The organism is Streptomyces afghaniensis (assembly GCF_044327915.1).
Taxonomy (GTDB): Bacteria; Actinomycetota; Actinomycetes; order Streptomycetales; family Streptomycetaceae; genus Streptomyces; species Streptomyces afghaniensis.
In genome coordinates, this window is sequence record NZ_JBIRGJ010000005.1 from 286126 (window position 1) to 302990 (window position 16865).

General features: G+C 72.5%; 16 protein-coding genes. 6 read left to right on the forward strand and 10 right to left on the reverse strand.

From position 1 onward, the window contains the following. The first annotated feature begins 87 nt into the window (after nt 1-87). A complete protein-coding gene (locus ACH4G3_RS20025; RefSeq protein ID WP_397625748.1) occupies nt 88-756 on the forward strand; it encodes a TetR/AcrR family transcriptional regulator in 669 nt (222 codons plus the stop codon). A 43-nt stretch (nt 757-799) separates the two neighbouring features. On the opposite strand, the gene ACH4G3_RS20030 is transcribed toward ACH4G3_RS20025, so the two are convergent. Together ACH4G3_RS20030 and ACH4G3_RS20035 are read right to left on the reverse strand one after the other, a co-directional pair. Continuing rightward, a complete protein-coding gene (locus tag ACH4G3_RS20030; RefSeq protein WP_397625749.1) occupies nt 800-1507 on the reverse strand; it encodes a B3/B4 domain-containing protein in 708 nt (235 codons plus the stop codon). Between the two features lie 82 nt (nt 1508-1589). Beyond that, nucleotides 1590-2426: an EamA family transporter gene (locus ACH4G3_RS20035; RefSeq protein ID WP_397625750.1), complete on the reverse strand. Its 837-nt coding sequence runs from the start codon at nt 2424-2426 to the stop codon at nt 1590-1592. A 118-nt stretch (nt 2427-2544) separates the two neighbouring features. Here ACH4G3_RS20035 and ACH4G3_RS20040 point away from each other — a divergent pair, with 118 nt between their 5' ends. From ACH4G3_RS20040 to ACH4G3_RS20050, 3 genes are all read left to right on the forward strand, one after another. Next, nucleotides 2545-3129 (forward strand): helix-turn-helix domain-containing protein, encoded by a 585-nt coding sequence (locus tag ACH4G3_RS20040; RefSeq protein ID WP_397625751.1) that lies wholly within the window; start codon nt 2545-2547, stop codon nt 3127-3129. A 236-nt stretch (nt 3130-3365) separates the two neighbouring features. Next, nucleotides 3366-5261 carry an ATP-binding cassette domain-containing protein gene (locus ACH4G3_RS20045; RefSeq protein WP_397625752.1) on the forward strand — a complete coding sequence of 632 codons (1896 nt, stop codon included), beginning with the start codon at nt 3366-3368 and terminating at the stop codon, nt 5259-5261. Nucleotides 5262-5346: 85 nt separating this feature from the next. Continuing rightward, nucleotides 5347-6213 (forward strand): GNAT family N-acetyltransferase, encoded by an 867-nt coding sequence (locus ACH4G3_RS20050; protein ID WP_397625753.1) that lies wholly within the window; start codon nt 5347-5349, stop codon nt 6211-6213. On the opposite strand, the gene ACH4G3_RS20055 is transcribed toward ACH4G3_RS20050, so the two are convergent. Continuing rightward, nucleotides 6210-7121, reverse strand: coding sequence for a helix-turn-helix transcriptional regulator (locus tag ACH4G3_RS20055; protein WP_397625754.1), 912 nt, complete (start codon nt 7119-7121; stop codon nt 6210-6212). The genes ACH4G3_RS20050 and ACH4G3_RS20055 overlap by 4 nt on opposite strands. A gap of 147 nt (nt 7122-7268) precedes the next feature. Between ACH4G3_RS20055 and ACH4G3_RS20060 the strand changes: the two genes are divergently transcribed. Next, the gene (locus ACH4G3_RS20060; protein WP_397625755.1) at nt 7269-8183 is read left to right on the forward strand and encodes an SDR family NAD(P)-dependent oxidoreductase; all 915 of its coding nucleotides are present in this window, start codon (nt 7269-7271) and stop codon (nt 8181-8183) included. A gap of 84 nt (nt 8184-8267) precedes the next feature. Beyond that, a complete protein-coding gene (locus ACH4G3_RS20065) occupies nt 8268-9482 on the forward strand; it encodes an acyltransferase family protein (RefSeq protein ID WP_397625756.1) in 1215 nt (404 codons plus the stop codon). A gap of 9 nt (nt 9483-9491) precedes the next feature. Here the strand turns inward: ACH4G3_RS20065 and ACH4G3_RS20070 are convergent, their stop codons facing one another. The 7 genes from ACH4G3_RS20070 to ACH4G3_RS20100 form a co-directional block, all read right to left on the reverse strand. After that, nucleotides 9492-10052 carry a CGNR zinc finger domain-containing protein gene (locus tag ACH4G3_RS20070; protein WP_397625757.1) on the reverse strand — a complete coding sequence of 187 codons (561 nt, stop codon included), beginning with the start codon at nt 10050-10052 and terminating at the stop codon, nt 9492-9494. A gap of 67 nt (nt 10053-10119) precedes the next feature. After that, a complete protein-coding gene (locus tag ACH4G3_RS20075; protein WP_397625758.1) occupies nt 10120-11331 on the reverse strand; it encodes an NAD(P)/FAD-dependent oxidoreductase in 1212 nt (403 codons plus the stop codon). 111 nt (nt 11332-11442) lie between these two features. Beyond that, nucleotides 11443-12387, reverse strand: coding sequence for an RNA polymerase sigma-70 factor (locus ACH4G3_RS20080; protein ID WP_397625759.1), 945 nt, complete (start codon nt 12385-12387; stop codon nt 11443-11445). A gap of 19 nt (nt 12388-12406) precedes the next feature. Next, entirely contained in the window at nt 12407-13411 is a 1005-nt protein-coding gene (locus ACH4G3_RS20085; protein ID WP_397625760.1) for a TAXI family TRAP transporter solute-binding subunit, read from the reverse strand. Beyond that, nucleotides 13408-14799, reverse strand: a complete 1392-nt coding sequence (locus tag ACH4G3_RS20090) for a sensor histidine kinase (protein WP_397625761.1) — start codon at nt 14797-14799, stop codon at nt 13408-13410. The genes ACH4G3_RS20085 and ACH4G3_RS20090 overlap by 4 nt, the downstream gene beginning before the upstream one ends. Nucleotides 14800-14826: 27 nt before the next feature. Beyond that, on the reverse strand, nt 14827-15486 hold the full coding sequence (locus ACH4G3_RS20095; protein WP_397625762.1) for a response regulator transcription factor: 660 nt from the start codon (nt 15484-15486) through the stop codon (nt 14827-14829). Nucleotides 15487-15507: 21 nt separating this feature from the next. Further along, nucleotides 15508-16857, reverse strand: a complete 1350-nt coding sequence (locus tag ACH4G3_RS20100) for an MFS transporter (RefSeq protein WP_397625763.1) — start codon at nt 16855-16857, stop codon at nt 15508-15510. Nucleotides 16858-16865 lie beyond the last annotated feature (8 nt).

The window sequence follows — 16865 nt, forward strand, 5'->3', positions numbered from 1 at the left end:
CCCCGACCGTAGCAGTTTATTGGCAGTAACTGTCATTAAAGTTTCGGCCAGTCGTCGCCCCTGTCGCGCGCGTGTTTAGATCGCCTGATGGAGGACGTCATGGTGGACAGCGGTCGTACATCCCGCCGGGGCCGGCCACCGGTGAGCGACGAGCAGCGCGGGCGGCAACGCCTCGACATCTCCCGCCACGCGGTCCGGCTGTTCGCCCAGCAGGGCGTGTCCGCCACCTCCGGCGAGCAGATCGCGCGGGCCGCCGGGGTCTCCGAGCGCACGCTGTGGCGCTACTTCCCCACGAAGGAGAGTTGCGTCGAACCGCTGCTCACGAAGATGCTCGACGCCTTCCGGACGGTCCTGCACGCCTGGCCGCCCGGCGCCGGCCTGATCGAGCATCTGCGCGCTGCCTACCGCCCCGTCCTCGACTCGTCATCCGGTGAGGACGTCGAGGCTGTTCTCGCCGTGGTCCGGATGACCCATGACGAACCCGCGCTGCGCGCCGCCTACCTCGTGCTCCGGGAGCGCGCGGAAGAGACGTTCGCCGAAGTGCTCGCCGCACGCATGGGCATGCCGCCCGAGGCGTTCGAGGTGCGCGTGCAGGCCGCCACCATGAACGCCGTGCTCAAGGTCGCGGCCGACGAGTTCGCCCGTGTGACGGCCGGCCGGGGCATCACCCCCGAGGTGCTGGACGATCACCGTGAACAACTCGCCCACGCGCTCGGCCTCGTCACCAGGAGACTCCCGGGCACGGACGCCGACTGACGAGCCCGTCCCGATTCAGTGCCCTCGACTCCCGGGTGAAAGCTCAGGCGGTGGCCTGGGGCCCGGCCGGGCTGAGGTAGTGCACGGCGGTCCGCGTGGTGTGCGGGGCGAGCAGACCCTGCAACTCGTCCGCCGCGACCTTGAGGAGGTCGCCGTCGCGGGTGGCGTGGAGGGTTTCGAGGACGAAGGCGACCTGCGCGGAGTCCTCGGTGACCCGGGTGCGGTGGGCGTCGCGGTGGTTCCAGTGGCGCGTCAGGACGCCGTTGGCGTCCGCGTAGACGACCTCGCCGGACTTGGGGTGCTCGACCGTGCCGGGTTCGCCGAGCGGGGTGAAGGACTCGGTGCCGTCCGCGTGACGGATGGCGACGTCCCCGGCGACGTGGTCCAGGTCGAAGGCACCGGCGGGCAGGCCGTGGCGGACGGAGACGGCGTTGTAGGAGTCGACGGCCGGGTTGATACGCGGCAGTGTTCCCTTCTTGGCGAGGCGGCGGCCGAGCGCGTCGACGCTGGGGCGGATGCGGCGCGGGTTGGTGCCGAACGAGCGGTAGGCGGTGTGCCAGGCCTCGATGCGCGGGTCGGTCTCGTCGGCGGGCTGCCAGGTGCCGTCGGCGAGTTGCTGCTCCAGTTCCTCCAGGGCGGTGGCGGTGTGCGGCCAGGGTTCACGGCCGCGCAGGCCGGTGGCGGTGACCAGGGCGATGAGGGTGCCGGGGAACGCCTCCGCCACGGCGGGGGTGAGGTGGAAGGTGGGCACGGCGGGTTTTCCGTTTCTCGACTCGGGGGCGGGCCTTGGTTCGGTGGTGCGCGGGAGCGGGGCCGTTCAGGGTCCGGGCTGCTCAGGTCAGGGCGAGGAGGCTGACCGCGACAGCGGCGGTGCCGAGGCCGACGAGCTGACCTCGGTGGATCCGTTCGGCCAGCACGCCACGGGCGAGCAGGACCGTACCGGCCGGGTAGAGGGCGGTGATCACGGCGACCACGGCGAGATCCCCGCTACGGGCGGCCAGCAGGAACAGCAGGTTCGCCACGGAGTCCAGCGCACCCGCGGCGGCGGACATGGCGTACGCGGGCCGCTCGGCGCCCAGCCTGCGGTACATCAGCCCCGCCGCGGCCAGGGTGACGGCCGAGGAGACCGCCCGGCCGACGACCAGCGGGGCTACCCCGCTGTCGGACGGCGCCTGGTGCAGGCAGACCAGCTGGAGCGCGATGGCGGCGCCCGCTCCGAAGGCCGACAGCAGCGCCGTACGGGAGGGGCGCGCCGTGCCCGCGCCGTGCCCGGCACTGACCAGCACGACCGCCACCAGGGCGAGCGGCAGTCCCACCAGCCCCGCGGTGGCCAGGTGCTCGCCCTGCACCAGGCCCACACCGACCGGCAGTGCGGCGGACACCAGGGCGGTCACGGGCGACAGCACGTTCATCGGACCGATCGCCAGCGTGCGGTAGAGCAGGGCGAACGCGGCGGCGGAGGCGACGCCGGACGCGGCGCCCCAGCCGAGGGCGCCGACGCTGAACGAGGCTCCGAGCACCGGCCACAGCACCAGCTCGACCGCGAGGCTCGCCGGAGCCGCGATCATCACGGTGCGCAGCACATGAGCCCTGCGGGCGCCGAGGCCGCCGAGGAAATCGGCGCATCCGTAGGCGAGCGAGCTGCCCAGGGCCAGCAGCAGAGCGATCACAGCGCATCCCTTACTATTCAGTGGAACGACCAGACCGTACATCAGAACGACCGTCCTGTGTCAACCAAACGACCGGACGGTGCAGTCGAATGTTCCAGTCGGCAAGGATGGTGATCAGGTGGCCGAGACAGCCGCAGCCCTGCGGACGGTCGCGCACAACGTCCGGGCGGCCCGCATCCGCGCGGGTCTCACGCTGGAGGAACTCAGCCGGCGCGCCCAGGTCAGCAAGGGCGCCCTGGTGGGTCTGGAGAAAGCGCAGGGCAACCCCAACCTGGCCACCCTGGTCCGGCTGGCCGACACCCTCGGCATCTCGGTGTCCGCCCTGATGCAGGGATCGCCCGAAGGCCGTGTCCGTGTCGTGTCCGCCGAGGCCGTGGCCCCCCTATGGACCGGGGAGCGGGGCAGCGAGGCCCGGCTGATGCTGACGACGTCGGGGCCGGCGCCGGTCGAGGTCTGGCGCTGGCGGCTGGAACCGGGTGAGGAGTACCCCAGTCACCCCCACCAGGGCGGCGTCGTGGAAACCGTCAGCGTCACCTCCGGCCGGATGACCCTGATCGTCGACGGCACCGAGCACATCGTCGAGGCGGGCCAGACCGCCACGTTCGACGGCGACACCCCGCACACCTACCGCGGCTCGGGCACCGAGGCCAGCCACCTGATCATGACGGTCCATCTGCCGCCGGGCCCGGCCCCGGCGAGCTGACCGGCACCAGCTTCTCCCTCAAGGCCCACCAACCTCGTCCGTCACAGGGGTTTCAGACCTCGGCGTTTCGGCCAACTCGGGCCGCCCGGAGGCGGCCTGAGTACCGCGTCCACCCGTTCGAGCCCTTGCCGCGTCCGGGGGCACACGCGTCCGGAATCGATCGCGTTCGATTCATGCGCTGCGTCGTTATGCCGTGCACCGCCGAGCCATCCAGGTGCGGCACGACCCGAGGAGCGATGCAGGTGACCGTGACTGACGCCGCGTCCGGCCAGGCGGAGACGCCGCCCCCTCCACCCCCGGCCACCATCACCTTCGAGGGCAAGTTCGGCAAGAACCCGCTGGCGGACGCCGGCTTCGCCGCGATGTGCCGGCGTCTGCCCGCCGTGCTCGGGCACACGGCCCGGATGGCGTGGGCCGTCGACAGGACCGGTGTCGTGCTGCTCCTCGCCTGCCAGGTGCTGACCGGCGGCGCGGCCGCCGTCGTCCTCGCGTTCACCGCACGGGCGATGACCCACATCCTCGGCACCGGCACCGTGTCCGAACGCCTGCACGCCGCGCTGCCCGCCCTGATCGTCGTGACGGCGGCCGCGGCCCTCGGCCGGATCAGCGGCGCCCTGTCCTCGTACGCCGACGGACGGATCACCCCGCTGCTGACGACCGAAGCGGACATCGCGCTCGTGACCGCCGTGTGCCGCGTGGAGTCGAGCGCCTACGGCGAGGACGGATTCGCCGACCGGCAGGAGGCCGCCGAAATCGGCGTCACCCGGACCCGGCTGATGGTGCAGGACGCCCAGCGGTTCATGTCCGCCCTCATCCGCATGATCGCCGCGAGCGGGGTCGTCACGACGCTGCACCCGCTGCTGCTGCCCCTGCTCCTGCTGGCCGTCCTCCCGGCCGGCGCCGGAGCCGTCCTGTCGGCACGCGTCGACTACGAGACCCACTACCTCAACCTCGGCGACCGCAACGTGCGCTCCATGATGCGCTGGTGGGCCACCTACTCCCGGTTCGGCGACGAGGTCCGCGCCAACGGCATGACCGGCTACCTCACCTACTGGTACCGCGCCCTGTCCGACCGGATCGACCAGCGCACCCTGACCGCTGCCCCGCGCATGCTGCGCATCACCCTCGGCACCAGCGCCCTGGGCGGGATCTTCCTGCTGTGCACCTGGGCCACGCTCGCCTGGCTGGCCGCCGGCGGCCGCATCGCCCTGCCCGTCGCGGCCACCGCCGTGGTCGCCGTGCAGACCACACTGGCCGCGCTCTCCCAGTTCGTCATCCACGGCGCCGCGATGTTCCACACCTCGCTCTACCTCGCCGACATGCGGGCCTTCCTCGACATGGCGAGTGAACGCGCGCCCAGCCGCGGGGACCTGGCCATTCCGGAACGGGTGGACCGGATCCGCCTCGACGAGGTCGTCTACCAGTACCCGGGCAAGGAGGAACCCGCCGTAGCGGGGGTCTCGCTCACCCTGCGGCGCGGCGAGATCCTGGCCGTCGTCGGCGAGAACGGCTCGGGCAAGTCGACCCTGACCAAACTCATCACCGGCATCCTGCTCGCCGACAAGGGCCGCGTTCTGTGGGACGGTGTCGACCTCGCCGAGGCCGAACCCGACGCCGTGTGGAAACGCACCGCGCTCGTCCCGCAGAACTTCGCCGCCTGGCCCCTGCGCGCCCGCGAGAACATCACCCTCGGCCAGCCCCGGACGAGCGACGACGGGCCGGTGTGGGACGTCGTCGACGCCGTCGGCATGCGCGAGGCGATCGAGAAGCTGCCCCGGCAGCTCGACACCCTCCTCGCCAAAGAACTCTGGGGCGGCGCCGAGTTGTCGGGCGGGCAGTGGCAACGCCTCGCGTGCGGCCGGGCGCTCTACAGGCGGACCCCGCTCCTGATCCTGGACGAACCGACCTCGCAGATGGACGCCCGCGGCGAGCACGCCATCTTCATGGAGATCAAGCGGATCGCCGCCGAGCGCATCACGATCGTCGTCACCCACCAGCTCGAGAACACGAAGCTCGCCGACCGCGTCCTCGTCATGGACCGGGGCCGCGTCATCGAACAGGGCACGTACGAGGACCTGGCGAACGCCGGAGGGCTCTTCGCGGAACTCGTCTCCCTGTCGCAGGACCGCTGACGCACCACCGGCCCCCGCACCGACGTGGACGGACCCGTCGGAAACCGGGTGCGGACCGTCGGTGCGGTGGTGTGTGATCGGGGGCATGGCGATCGCGTTGGGCAAGCCGGGAGTCGACGGGCTGAGCGAGGCCGTGGGCGTGCTGCGGGACTGGCAGTACGACGGGGCGCCGATGCAACTGCATCCGGGGGACCTCGGATGGTTCTGGCGATCGGGTACGGAAGCGACCGCCGACGCGGTCAGGACGTGGAGGCGGGACGGACGGATCCTCGCCGTCGGGCTGCTGGACGGTCCCGCGCTGCTGCGGCTGACGATCGCGCCGGACGCTCGGCGGGACGAAGAGCTGGCGCAGCGGCTCGTCGACGACGTGACCGAGCCGGAGCGCGGCGTGCTGCCGGAGGGGAGAGCGAACATCGAGGCGCCGGTGGGCGCACTGGTCCAGGATCTGCTGTCCGAGGACGGCTGGGACGTCGACGAGCCGTGGACGCCGCTGCGCCGTGACCTCACGGAACCGGTGGAGGACCCGGGCGTGCGGATCGAGGTGGTCGGGCCGGAGCAGGCGCACGTGTTCGCCGCCGTGCATCGGGCGGCGTTCGAGGGGTCGAGTTTCACGCACGAGCGCTGGCACGCGATGGCGGCCGGTTCGCCGTACGCCGACGCCCGGTGTCTGCTCGCGTACGACGACCACGGCAACGGCGTGGCGGCGGTGACGGTGTGGTCGGCCGGTCCGGGAAAGCCCGGGTTGCTCGAACCGATGGGCGTGCACCGGGACCATCGCCGTCACGGCCACGGCAGGGCGATCACCGTCGCCGCGGCGGCCGCACTGAAGGAGCTGGGCTCGTCGAGCGCACTCGTCTGCACCCCGAGCTCCAACTCCGGCGCCGTCGCCACCTACACGTCAGCCGGCTTCCAGCGCCTCCCCGAGGTCCGGGACCGATACCGGGCCTCCTAGGAGGCCCGGCCAGGTCGCAGGCCCACGTCCGCAGTGGTGCCGGGTCGGCTCGTGCGGGTCTGATCACCGCCTGTGACGCGAAGAAGGTCCAGTTTCCCCGCGCCGCTGCTTCCGGCCGCCGCCGTGTAGGTGACCATGCGCAGGTCGGCGCCCGGGACGATGAGGACGTCGCAGTCGAGCAGGATGTCGCCGACCCCGGGATGCCGGATCGTCTTGCGGTCGGTCGTGTGCTGCGCGGCGGCCGTACGCGCGGCCCAGTGGTGAGCGAAGGCGCCGGATGTTTCCCGCAGTTCCCGCACGAGGCGATCGAGCTGGGCGTCAGCGGGGTAGCGGGAGACGGCGTCCTTGAGGTCGGCGACGATCGACGCCGCGAGGGCGTCCGGTCCACGCTCGGACCGTACGGGGAGCATCGAGGCGCGTGCGGCGCCGTTGCCGAAGAGCGCGCGGGCGAGGTTGCGTTCGGCGGTCGGGAGGACGGCGGGGTCCCCGTGCAGGGCGCTCCACATGGTGTTCCACCACACCAGGGTCCAGTCGGCGGTGAACACGCCGATGGGAACGTCGCCGAGGCGAACGGCGAGCCGTTGGACGCCCGCGGGCACATGGGTGCTGACCGTCCCGTCCTGCGGCGGCAGGAGCCCGGCGCCGCGGTACAGCTGGTCGCGCTCGGTGCGGGAGAGCTGAAGGGCCCGGGCGAGGGCGCCGACGACCTGGGACGAGGGGTTCTTCGCGCGTCCCTGTTCCAGGCGCAGCACGTAGTCGACGGAAAGCCCGGCCAGTTGCGCCAGTTCCTCGCGGCGCAGACCCGGGGCACGGCGGCCGTCCGTCACGGTGAAGCCGGCGTCGGCCGGGGAGAGGCGGTCGCGCCAGGCGCGCAGGAGTTCGGCGAAGCCGGATCGGGAGGGAGCCATGGGGTCATTCTCGCCGCGCGGCGGCGCATCAGCCTGGGTACTGCCAGTCCTGGTGACGGGGACGGCACTGGCTGGCGGTGGCACACCCGGCGAACGTGGACATGCGCCCGAGCCGGGCGCCGACGCCGGCCACTGAAGGAGCCACCCATGAAGCACACCATCGTGATGACGGGCGCGAGCCGCGGGATCGGCCGCGTGGCCGCGGGGCACATCCTGCGCCGGTCGACGGACGTGCACCTCCTCGTCGTCGCCCGCGGATCCTCCGGTGCGCGGCTCGCCGCGGAACTCGCCACGGGTGGGCACGAGGTCTCGCACGTCCCGGCGGACCTCGGCTCGCTGGACAGCGTCCGCTCGGCCGCCACCGGGATCCGTGACCGGCTCGATCACGGTGAACTGCCGCCGCTGCGCGGCTTCGTGGGCAACGCGGGCATCCAGTACACGAACGCGCTCACCGAGGGGCCGGAAGGGTTCGAGTCCACCTTCACGGTCAACGTGCTCGCCAACCACCTGTTCGTCCGCCTGCTCCAGGACCGCTTCGCCGCTCCCGCCCGGGTCGTGATCACCGCCAGCGACACCCACTTCGGCGACTTCAGGCACAACCTGGGCATGGTGCCGGGCCCGGAGTGGAAGTCCCCGGACATCCTCGCCCGCACCGGTGCCTTCGCCGAGCCGGACACCGCGGTCGCCGGGCGCACCGCGTACTCCACGAGCAAGCTGGCCGTCGTCCATCTCGTGCACGAGTACGCGCGCCGCCTGCCGGCCGGGATCGACGCGGTCGCCTACAACCCGGGCTTCGTCCCCGGCACCGGCCTCGCCCGCCACGCCGACCCCGTCTCCCGGTTCGCGATGCGGCACATCCTGCCGATGACGACCCTCACCCCGTTCGCCACCAGCCGCAACGCCGCGGGCCGTCACCTCGCCGACGTCGTCCTGGGCACGACCGTGGCGCCGACCGGCTCCTACGTCGACCGCAACCGTGTGGACCGCTCGTCCGAGGAGTCCTATGACCCACGGCGCGAAGGCGAACTCTGGGATGCCGTCGAACGGTTGACCGCAGCGTGAGCACGTCCTCGGCCGCGGGTATGGCCCTCGACGGCCGTCCGCCCAACACTGTGGGAACGCGGGCGAGTCGGGGGAGGAAGCGGCATGGCGGCAGGTACGGAATCACCGCGGGCGGCGTTACCGGAGCGGCGGCGGCCGGAGTTGGACGCGATGCGGATGCTGGTGGTCATCGGGCTGGTCTTCTTCCACTCGGCACTGGTGTTCGCGACCGAGGGCGACTTCTACGTCACGAACACCGAGACCACCGAAGCCATCACGGTCATCGCCGGGTTCGGGGTCGTCTGGGCGATGCCTCTGCTGTTCCTGATCTCCGGTCTGGGTGCCTGGCACTCACTGCAGCGCCGTGGCGCGGGCATCTTCACCAAAGAGCGCTTGCTCCGGCTGGGCGTCCCCCTGCTCGTCGGGACCCTCCTTCTGAACCCGCTCCCGCAGTGGCTGCGGCAGCGCTCGTCCGACCCAGACCACGACGAGTCGTACGTCGACTTCCTGCCCCGCTTCTTCGACGTGCACGTGGAGTTCGGCGAGTTCCCCTTCTTCGTCCAGGGCGAGCACTTCGAGACCGGTCATCTCTGGTTCGTCGTACTCCTGCTGACGTTCTCCCTGATGCTGGCGCCCCTGCACCGCTTCCTGCCGCACGGGCCCTTCCGCCGGCTCGCCGACCGCGTGGCCGCCGTGACCCTGCGCCGACGAGGCGTCGTGCTGCTCCCGGCCCTCGCCTTCGCGGCGATCTGCGCCTTCGCCGGCATGGAGGAGGACTACGCCGGCTGGCACCGCTGGTCGTACCTCCTCTTCTTCGCCGCCGGCTTCACCCTCGCCGCCGACGCCCGCTTCCGCGCGGTCATGCGCCGTGACGCACGCGCCACGGCCTGTCTCGGCGCCCTCCTGTTCACGGCCGCCGCCCCCGGTTTCATCACGGCCGACGACCCCTTCACCGCGACGACCCCCCTGGCCGTCGTCTCCCGGGCCCTGTTCGGGGCGGCGGGCTGGTGCCTGGTGGTCGCCATCCCGGGCCTCCTCGACCGCCCCCGCCCACAGCCGTCCCCGGAGCCCCCGGCTCCGACGGCTCCGACGACGCGTCAGCGCAGCTATGGGTACCTCGCCGCCGCCGTCCTTCCGCTGTATGTCCTCCACCAGCCGATCGTCGTCGCCGTCGCCTACTTCGTGGTGGGCTGGGCGGCGCCGATCCCGGTCGAGTACGTGGCGCTGGTGACGATCTCCCTCGCCCTGACGCTCGCGGCGTACGAGCTGCTGGTGCGCAGGACGCGGGTGACGCGATTCCTGTTCGGGATGCGGGGCTGAGGCGCCTCGTCAGTTGGTGGCCGCGGGTGCGGTCCTCTTGCGGGCGCGGTACGCCGCCGCCTTGATCTTGTTGCCGCAGGAGTCCATCCCGCACCACTGCCGTCGCATGCCCCGCGAGCGGTCGAGGTAGACGCGGGTGCACTCCGGGTTGCCGCATTCCTTGAGCAGGGGCACATCCGGCCCGCTCAGGAGCTCCACGGCCTGGCGCGCCACCATGGCCAGGGCTTCGTCCGGCGTCGCCTGCGTCCATCGGCCCGACGGGGTGAGCTGCGGCACCGCCGGCGGTTTGCGTGCCGCGTCGTTCAGGAGGGTCAGCGCCGTCGCGTCGTACCCCTGCCCGAGCCGGCGGGCGCTGACCAACTGGTAGATGGCTTCCCGTACGTTCTTCGCCTGCTCGACGTCAGCCTCCTGGCCGGGGGAGACCGCGTCGACGATGCCCGATTCCACGTACCAGGCGTTCAGCCTCTCCGGCGTCACGAACATCTCGGAGCGCGCCGAACGGCGCGCCCGGAGCGTGGCGGCGAAGTCGAGTGCCGGGTTTCCGCAGACGAAGACATGGTCGAGGCTCACGTCCCCATTCTGGCTGGTGCGGTACCGGGCCGGCGCTGTGACTCAGAGGGGGGTGCGAAGGACCGTGTCAGGACGCTGTGCCGACCGGCGAGCCCGCCCGGGCCGGCTGCCGTACGACGTGACGGCGGCGGGTCGGCAGGCCGAGCGTCGGGTTGGCGACGCCCCAGACCGCTCCCTTGCAGACCAGTTCCTTGTAGACGGCGGCGAGCCGGCCCGTCAGGGCCGCCCGGACGGCGCGGTCGTCGGCGGTGACGTACTGGATCAGACCCTCCCTGCGGCCCAGCGAGATGCACTGGTTGAAGTAGCGCAGCGGCGCGTTCGGGAGCTTCCCGCCGGTCAGGCGGGCCGCGATGGCGTCGGCGGCCTGCCATGCCATGGGGGTGCCGGAGGCGCACGACATCCGCAGCGGCTTGTCGCCCGGGCCCATGGCCAGGGCGGCGTCGCCGATGGCGTACACGTCCGGGTGCGAGATCGAGCGCATGGTCCCGTCGACCACGATCCGGCCGGTGTCCGTGACGTCCAGGGTGGTGGCCTTCGCGATCGGGTGGACGGCGAAGCCGGTGGTCCACAGGGTGACCGCGGCGGGGATCGTCCCGCCGTCGGCGGTGGTGACGCGGTCGGCCTCGACGGCGGTGACCGAGGCGTGCTCGTGGACGGTGATGCCGAGCTTGTCGAAGACCTTCCGCAGGTGCCGGCGGCCCTTGGGCGAGAGCCAGTCGCCGAGCTCGCCGCGGGCGGCGAGGGCCACGTCGAGATCCGGGCGTGCCTCGGCGATCTCGGTCGCGGCCTCCAGGCCGGTGAGTCCGCCGCCGACCACGACCACGGACTCCCCGGCCTCCAGGCGGGCCAGGCGCTCGCGCAACCGCAGCGCGCCGGGCCGGCCGGCGATCTGGTGGGCGTGCTCGGCGACGCCGGGGACACCCTGGTCGTTCCAGCCGCTGCCGAGGGCGTACACGAGGGTGTCGTACTCCAGCTCCTGCGCCTGAGGTTCCCCGGGGCCGTTCGCGTCGACGACGGCGACGGTCCTGCGGTCGACGTCGACGCCGCTGACCACCGCCGGCCTCACTTCGACACCGGTGCCCGCGAACATCTCGCTGAAGGGCCGGGGCCTGAGGTCCTGACCCGTCGCGAGCTGGTGCATCCGGACCCGCTCGACGAAGTCGGGCTCGGCGTTGACGAGGGTGATGGCGACGTCTGCGCGGTGCAGCCGCCTGGCGAGGCGGCCGGCGGCGATGGCTCCGGTGTAGCCGGCTCCGAGGACGACGATGCGGTGCTGCATTTCCGGGCTCCTGTCTCGAGCTCTTGAGCGGGATTCGCCCCTTGAACCGGGCAGCCCGCCGTTTCCTGACAGGAACGCGGTGTGAAGCACGTCACATCATGGTCGGCAGGGTCAGAAGGCCCTGAGCAGGGGATCGCCGTGGTCGGTGGCCGCCCACCGCCTGGTCGCGCGTTCGAGCTTGTCGGGGTTGACCTGGCTGCGGAACGCGGTGATGCCCTCGGTGGTGACCTCCAGGCACATGACGCCGATGACCCGGCCGTCGAGCACCACGACGAGGGCGGGGTCGCCGTTGGCGGTCGTGGCGTAGACGTCGGGCGAGCCGCCGACCAGGTCGCGCTTGGCCTTGCCGGGTTTGAACAGGCCCCGCATGAACTTCGCGACCGCGAGGGCACCCTCGAACGCCTTGGCGCGGGCCGGGACCTTCCCGCCGCCGTCGCCGACCGCGATGGCGTCCTGGGTGAGCAGCCGCACGAGCGGCTCGGTCCGTCCGCTGGTGGCGGCCGCGAGGAACTCGTCGACGATCCGCCGGGCGGCGGCCTCGTCGACCTCGGTGCGGGCCTTGCCCCGCGCGACGTGCTTCTTGGCGCGGTGAAGGATCTGCTGGCTGGCGGCCTCGGTGATGTCGAGGATCTCGGCGATTTCCCGGTGCGGGTAGTCGAACGCCTCCCGCAGGACGTACACCGCCCGCTCGTTGGGGGACAGCCGCTCCAGTACGGCCATGACCGCGTACGAGACCGATTCGCGCTGTTCGGCGGTGTCGGCCGGGCCGAGCATGGGATCCCCGGCGAGCACCGGCTCGGGCAGCCACTGGCCCACATAGGTCTCCCGCCGCGCGCGGGCCGAGGTGAGCTGGTTGAGGCACAGGTTGGTGAGCACCTTCGTCAGCCAGGCCTCGGGGACCTCGACGCGGTCGACGTCGGCGGCCTGCCAGCGCAGGAACGTCTCCTGCACGGCGTCCTCGGCCTCGCTCGCGGAACCGAGGAGACGGTAGGCGATGGCCTCCAGGCGGGGCCTGGCTGCCTCGAACAGGTCCACGTCGTTCATGGTCAGGGCCATGACCAGGATCCTAGCCCTGCTAGCCGTGCAGTTCGCGATAGGCGGCGACCGCCCCCGGATGCAGGGGGACGGCGCCGGTGGAGATCAGGCTGCGGGCGTCGAGGAACTGGGTGCCGAGGGCCGGGGCGGGCACGAGGCGGGTGGCCCGGCGGACCAGGACGTGGGTGAGGGCGGCGGCGACGGGGGAGGGGAGGCCGGGGCGGCAGAGCAGGAGATTGGCGACGCCGATGGTGGAGACCTCGGGGGTCTCCCGGTACGCCCCGGCCGGCACCGTCACCGCCTCCAGACCCGCCCCCTCCGGGCCGAGGCCGGCGCGCAGCCGGGGCAACAGGCCGGACAGGGGCAGCAAGCGGATGCCGGGGCGGGTGTCGAGCCCGGACAGTACGGGGAGCGGTACACCCCCCGCGACCAGCAGCGCGTCGATCTCACCGGTCCGCATCGCGCGGGCCGCCTGTGGCATCAGCAGATGCCGGACCCGCACGTCCGTGCCGGGGGTCAGGCCCGCGACGCGCAGCAGACGGTCGCCGAGCACGGCACCCCCGGACGCGGGCGCGCCCAGCGAGACCGTGCGGCCCGCCAGGTCGGACACGGTGCGCAGCGGCGACTCGGCGCGCACGGCCAGCTGGACGTAGTTCTCGTAGACCCTGCCGATCGCACACAGCGGAACGCGGCGGCCGAACGGTGCGGTGCCCCCGTACGCCGCCCACGCGATGTCCGACAGGGCCAGGGCCACGTCGGCCCGGCGGGCCCGGAGCAGCCGTACGTTGGCCACGCTGCCCTCGCTGAGGACCACCTCGCAGGACAGCCGGGGGTAGGCGGCCGTGATCTGGGCCGCGAGCAGTCGCCCGAAGGCCGCGTAGAACCCGTCGGTCTCGCCGGTCGCGATCCTCACAAGCCCCTCGGGGCCCCTGTCCGCATGCCGCGCGTCCGCCGCCGTGGAGCCTGCGAGCAGGCCGGTGCCCGCCGCGCCGAGTGCGGTGCGCAGCACGGTGCGGCGGGTCGTGGGGCGGGCGGGGCCGGTCATGCCGCGTGCCCCTTCGGAAGCACGACCCGGACGCGCAGGCCGTGCGGTTCGGACGCCGTGAACGCGACGTGTCCGGCGTGACCGGCCACCAGCCGCTCGGCGATCGCCAGGCCGAGGCCGCTGCCGCGTACCTCGCGGTGGCGTTCCGAGCGCCAGAAGCGGGTGCCCGCCCGGGAGAGTTCGCCCGAGCTCAGGCCCGGTCCGTCGTCCCGTACCTCGAACACCGCGTCCGCGCCCTCGGTGACACAACGGGCCTCCACGCGGGCGCCGTTCCCGGCGTACTTGATCGCGTTGTCGAAGAGGATGCCGGCCACCTGGGCCAGCTCTCCCTCCGGGCAGGCCATGAGGACGGCGGGGCCGGGGACGAACTTCAGGCGGACTCCGGCCTGTTCGGCCACCGGCTGCCACAGCCGGACTTGGGCCGCGGCGACCGCCGTGGCGTCGCAGCATGATGCCCGCGCCTTTGTAACGGCCAGTTCGCCGGCGCGGTGCTCGGCGTTCGCCAGGGTGAGCAGGTCGTCGAGGAGGTGCTCCATGCGTTCGAGCTCGGCCGTCACCCCGGTGTAGGTGCGGCCGGCGGAGGTGCGCAGGTGGGGCTGGAGCGAGTCGATGCGCAGCCGCAGGGCGGCCAGTGGGTTGCGCAGCTGGTGAGAGGTGTCGGCGACGAGCCGGCGCTGCTGTTCCAGCGCGGTGGTGACCGCGTCGGCCATGCGGTTGAAGCCGGTGGCCAGCTGGCGCAGCTCCGGCGGGCCGCCGGCCCGCGCGTGCTCGGGCGGCAGGCCGGCGGCCAGGGTGCCGACCGCGCGGTCGAGGCGGTGCAGCGGCCGTACGACCCACCGCGTGGCCCGGCGGGCGAGCAGCACACAGGCCACGGCGAACAGGCCGGCGCCGGCCAGGACGAGCGCCCAGCGCAGGGCGATGTCGTCCGCGGCGGCCCGCACCGAGGCCCGCAGCACCACGGCGCCGGACACCCTGGTGCCGGTGCCCACGGGGCGGGCGAGCAGCCGGTCGGACCGGGACCAGGGCCGCAGCGTCCCCCCGGGCGAGACGGGCTGGTTGCGCAGCGCCGCGTCGACGAGCCGGGCGACGGCCGGGTCGGCGGCGCGCAGGCCGCCCGTCTGCACCAGCGGGGCACGGCGGGCGTCGACGACCACGACGGCCTCGCCGTACAGCTCGGTGTAGCGGCGCACGTCGGCGGTGAGCGCGCCGGTGTCGTCGCTCTCGGCGGCCTGCTCGGCCAGCCCGGCGAAACGGTCGAGGTCGGCGGTGCGCGCGGCGACGAGCTGCTGGGTGCGCTGCGCGGCGGTGACGGCCAGCAGCGGGACGGCGAAGCCGGCCACGGCGAGGACCACGAAGGCCAGGACCACGGTGAGGACGCGGGTGCGCATGAACAGGGCCTGCCGTCGGTGACCGGCTCAGTCGCCGAAGCGGTAGCCGAAGCCGCGGATGGTGGTCAGCACCTCGGGGCGGCCGAGCTTGGCCCGCACCTGGGTGAGGTGCACGTCGAGCGAGCGGGACACGGCGAGGAAGGCGTCGCCCCACACCTCGTCCATCAGCTGCTGGCGGCTGACCGCCGTGCCGGCCCGGGCCGCCAGGGCGGCGAGGACCTCGAACTCCTTGGTGGTCAGCCGCACTTCCGCGCCGCCGACCGTCACCCGGCGTGCGTCGAGGTCGACCTCGACGTCGGCGACGCGCACGGTGCGCGGCGCCGGGGCGGCGGGTGCCGTGGCGCGACGGGTGACGGCCTCGATGCGGGCCAGCAGCTCGGCCAGCCGGACCGGCTTGACCAGATAGTCGTCGGCGCCGAGCCGCAGGCCGCGCACCACCGACCGTTCGTCGCCCCGCGCGGTGAGCACCACCACCGGCAGGGCACTGACCGCGCGCAGCTTGCGCAGCACCTCCAGACCGTCCACGTCGGGCAGGCCGAGGTCGAGCAGCAGCAGGTCCGCCTGCCGATGACGGGCGAGCACGTCCTCGCCGCGCCGCACCCGGGACGGCAGGTGGCCGTTGTCGTACAGCGCCTCGGTCAGCGCGCCCGCCACCCCGTCGTCGTCCTCGGCCAGCAGCACCCGCACGGTCGCCTCCTTCCCGCCTCGTCAGCCGCGAGACCGGGAAACGTCCTCGTCCAGCGGCGACGCGTCGGAGGTCTCGCGCATCCGAATGTAGACGAGCAGCGAGATCAGGACACAGGCGGTGACGTAGTAGAAGTACCAGTTCTCGTGTCCGGCGTTCTTGAACCAGAGGGCGACGTACTCGGCGGTCCCGCCGAACACGGCCACGGTCAGCGCGTACGGCAGGCCGACGCCGAGCGCCCGGATCGAGGTCGGGAACAGCTCGGCCTTCACCACCGCGCTGATCGAGGTGTACAGGGAACTGACGGCCAGCGGCACGACCATCAGCAGGAACGCGTACACGGGGTCGCTGGTGTGCGACAGCAGAGTCAGCGAGGGCACCACCACCACGGTGCCCAGCACGCCGAACGCGATCAGCAGGGGACGCCGCCCCACCCGGTCGGAGAGCAGGCCCATGACCGGCTGGAGCACGACGAACACGAGCAGCGCGAAGAAGTTGATCCAGGCCGCCGTGGGCTTGTCGATGCCGCTGGTGTTGACCATGAACTTCTGCAGGTAGGTGGTGTACGTGTAGAAGAACAGCGTGCCGCCCATGGTCAGCCCGACGACGACCAGGCACTGCCGCGGGTAGGACAGCAGCAGCCGCAGGCTGCCGCGGGCCGGGCCGCTCCGCTCCTGCTCACCCTCCGAGGCGGCACGCTCGAAGCTCTCGGACTCGTCCATGCCGCGCCGCAGCCACAGCACGACCACCGCCCCCGCGGCGCCGACGACGAACGCGATCCGCCAGCCCCAGGACTCCATCTGCGCGGGGCTGAGCACCTGTTGCAGGACGATCTGCAGACCGAGCGCCGTCAGCTGGCCGGCGATGAGGGTGACGTACTGGAAGCTGGAGTAGTAGCCGCGGCGGCCGGGCGAGGCCACCTCGGACATGTAGGTGGCGGAGGTCGAGTACTCACCTCCCACCGAGAGACCCTGCAGCAGCCGCGCGGTGACCAGGAGCACTGGGGCCGCGACCCCGATCGAGCCGTACGACGGGGTCAGCGCGACGATCAGTGAACCGGCCGCCATGAGCGTCACCGAGAGCGTCAGCGCCGCGCGGCGGCCACGGCGGTCGGCGTAGCGGCCGAGGATCCAGCCGCCGATCGGCCGCATCAGGAAGCCGACGGCGAACACCGCGGCGGTGTTCAGGAGTTGGGCGGTCTGGTCGCCGGAGGGGAAGAAGACGGAGGCGAAGTAGACGCTGAAGGCGGTGTACGCGTACCAGTCGTACCACTCGATCAGGTTGCCGATCGATCCGCGCACGATGTTGCTGACGACCCTGCGTTCGTCGTGGCGCGGCTTGCGCGCACGCTCGGCGGTGGTCTGTGTGGCCATCGGAACTC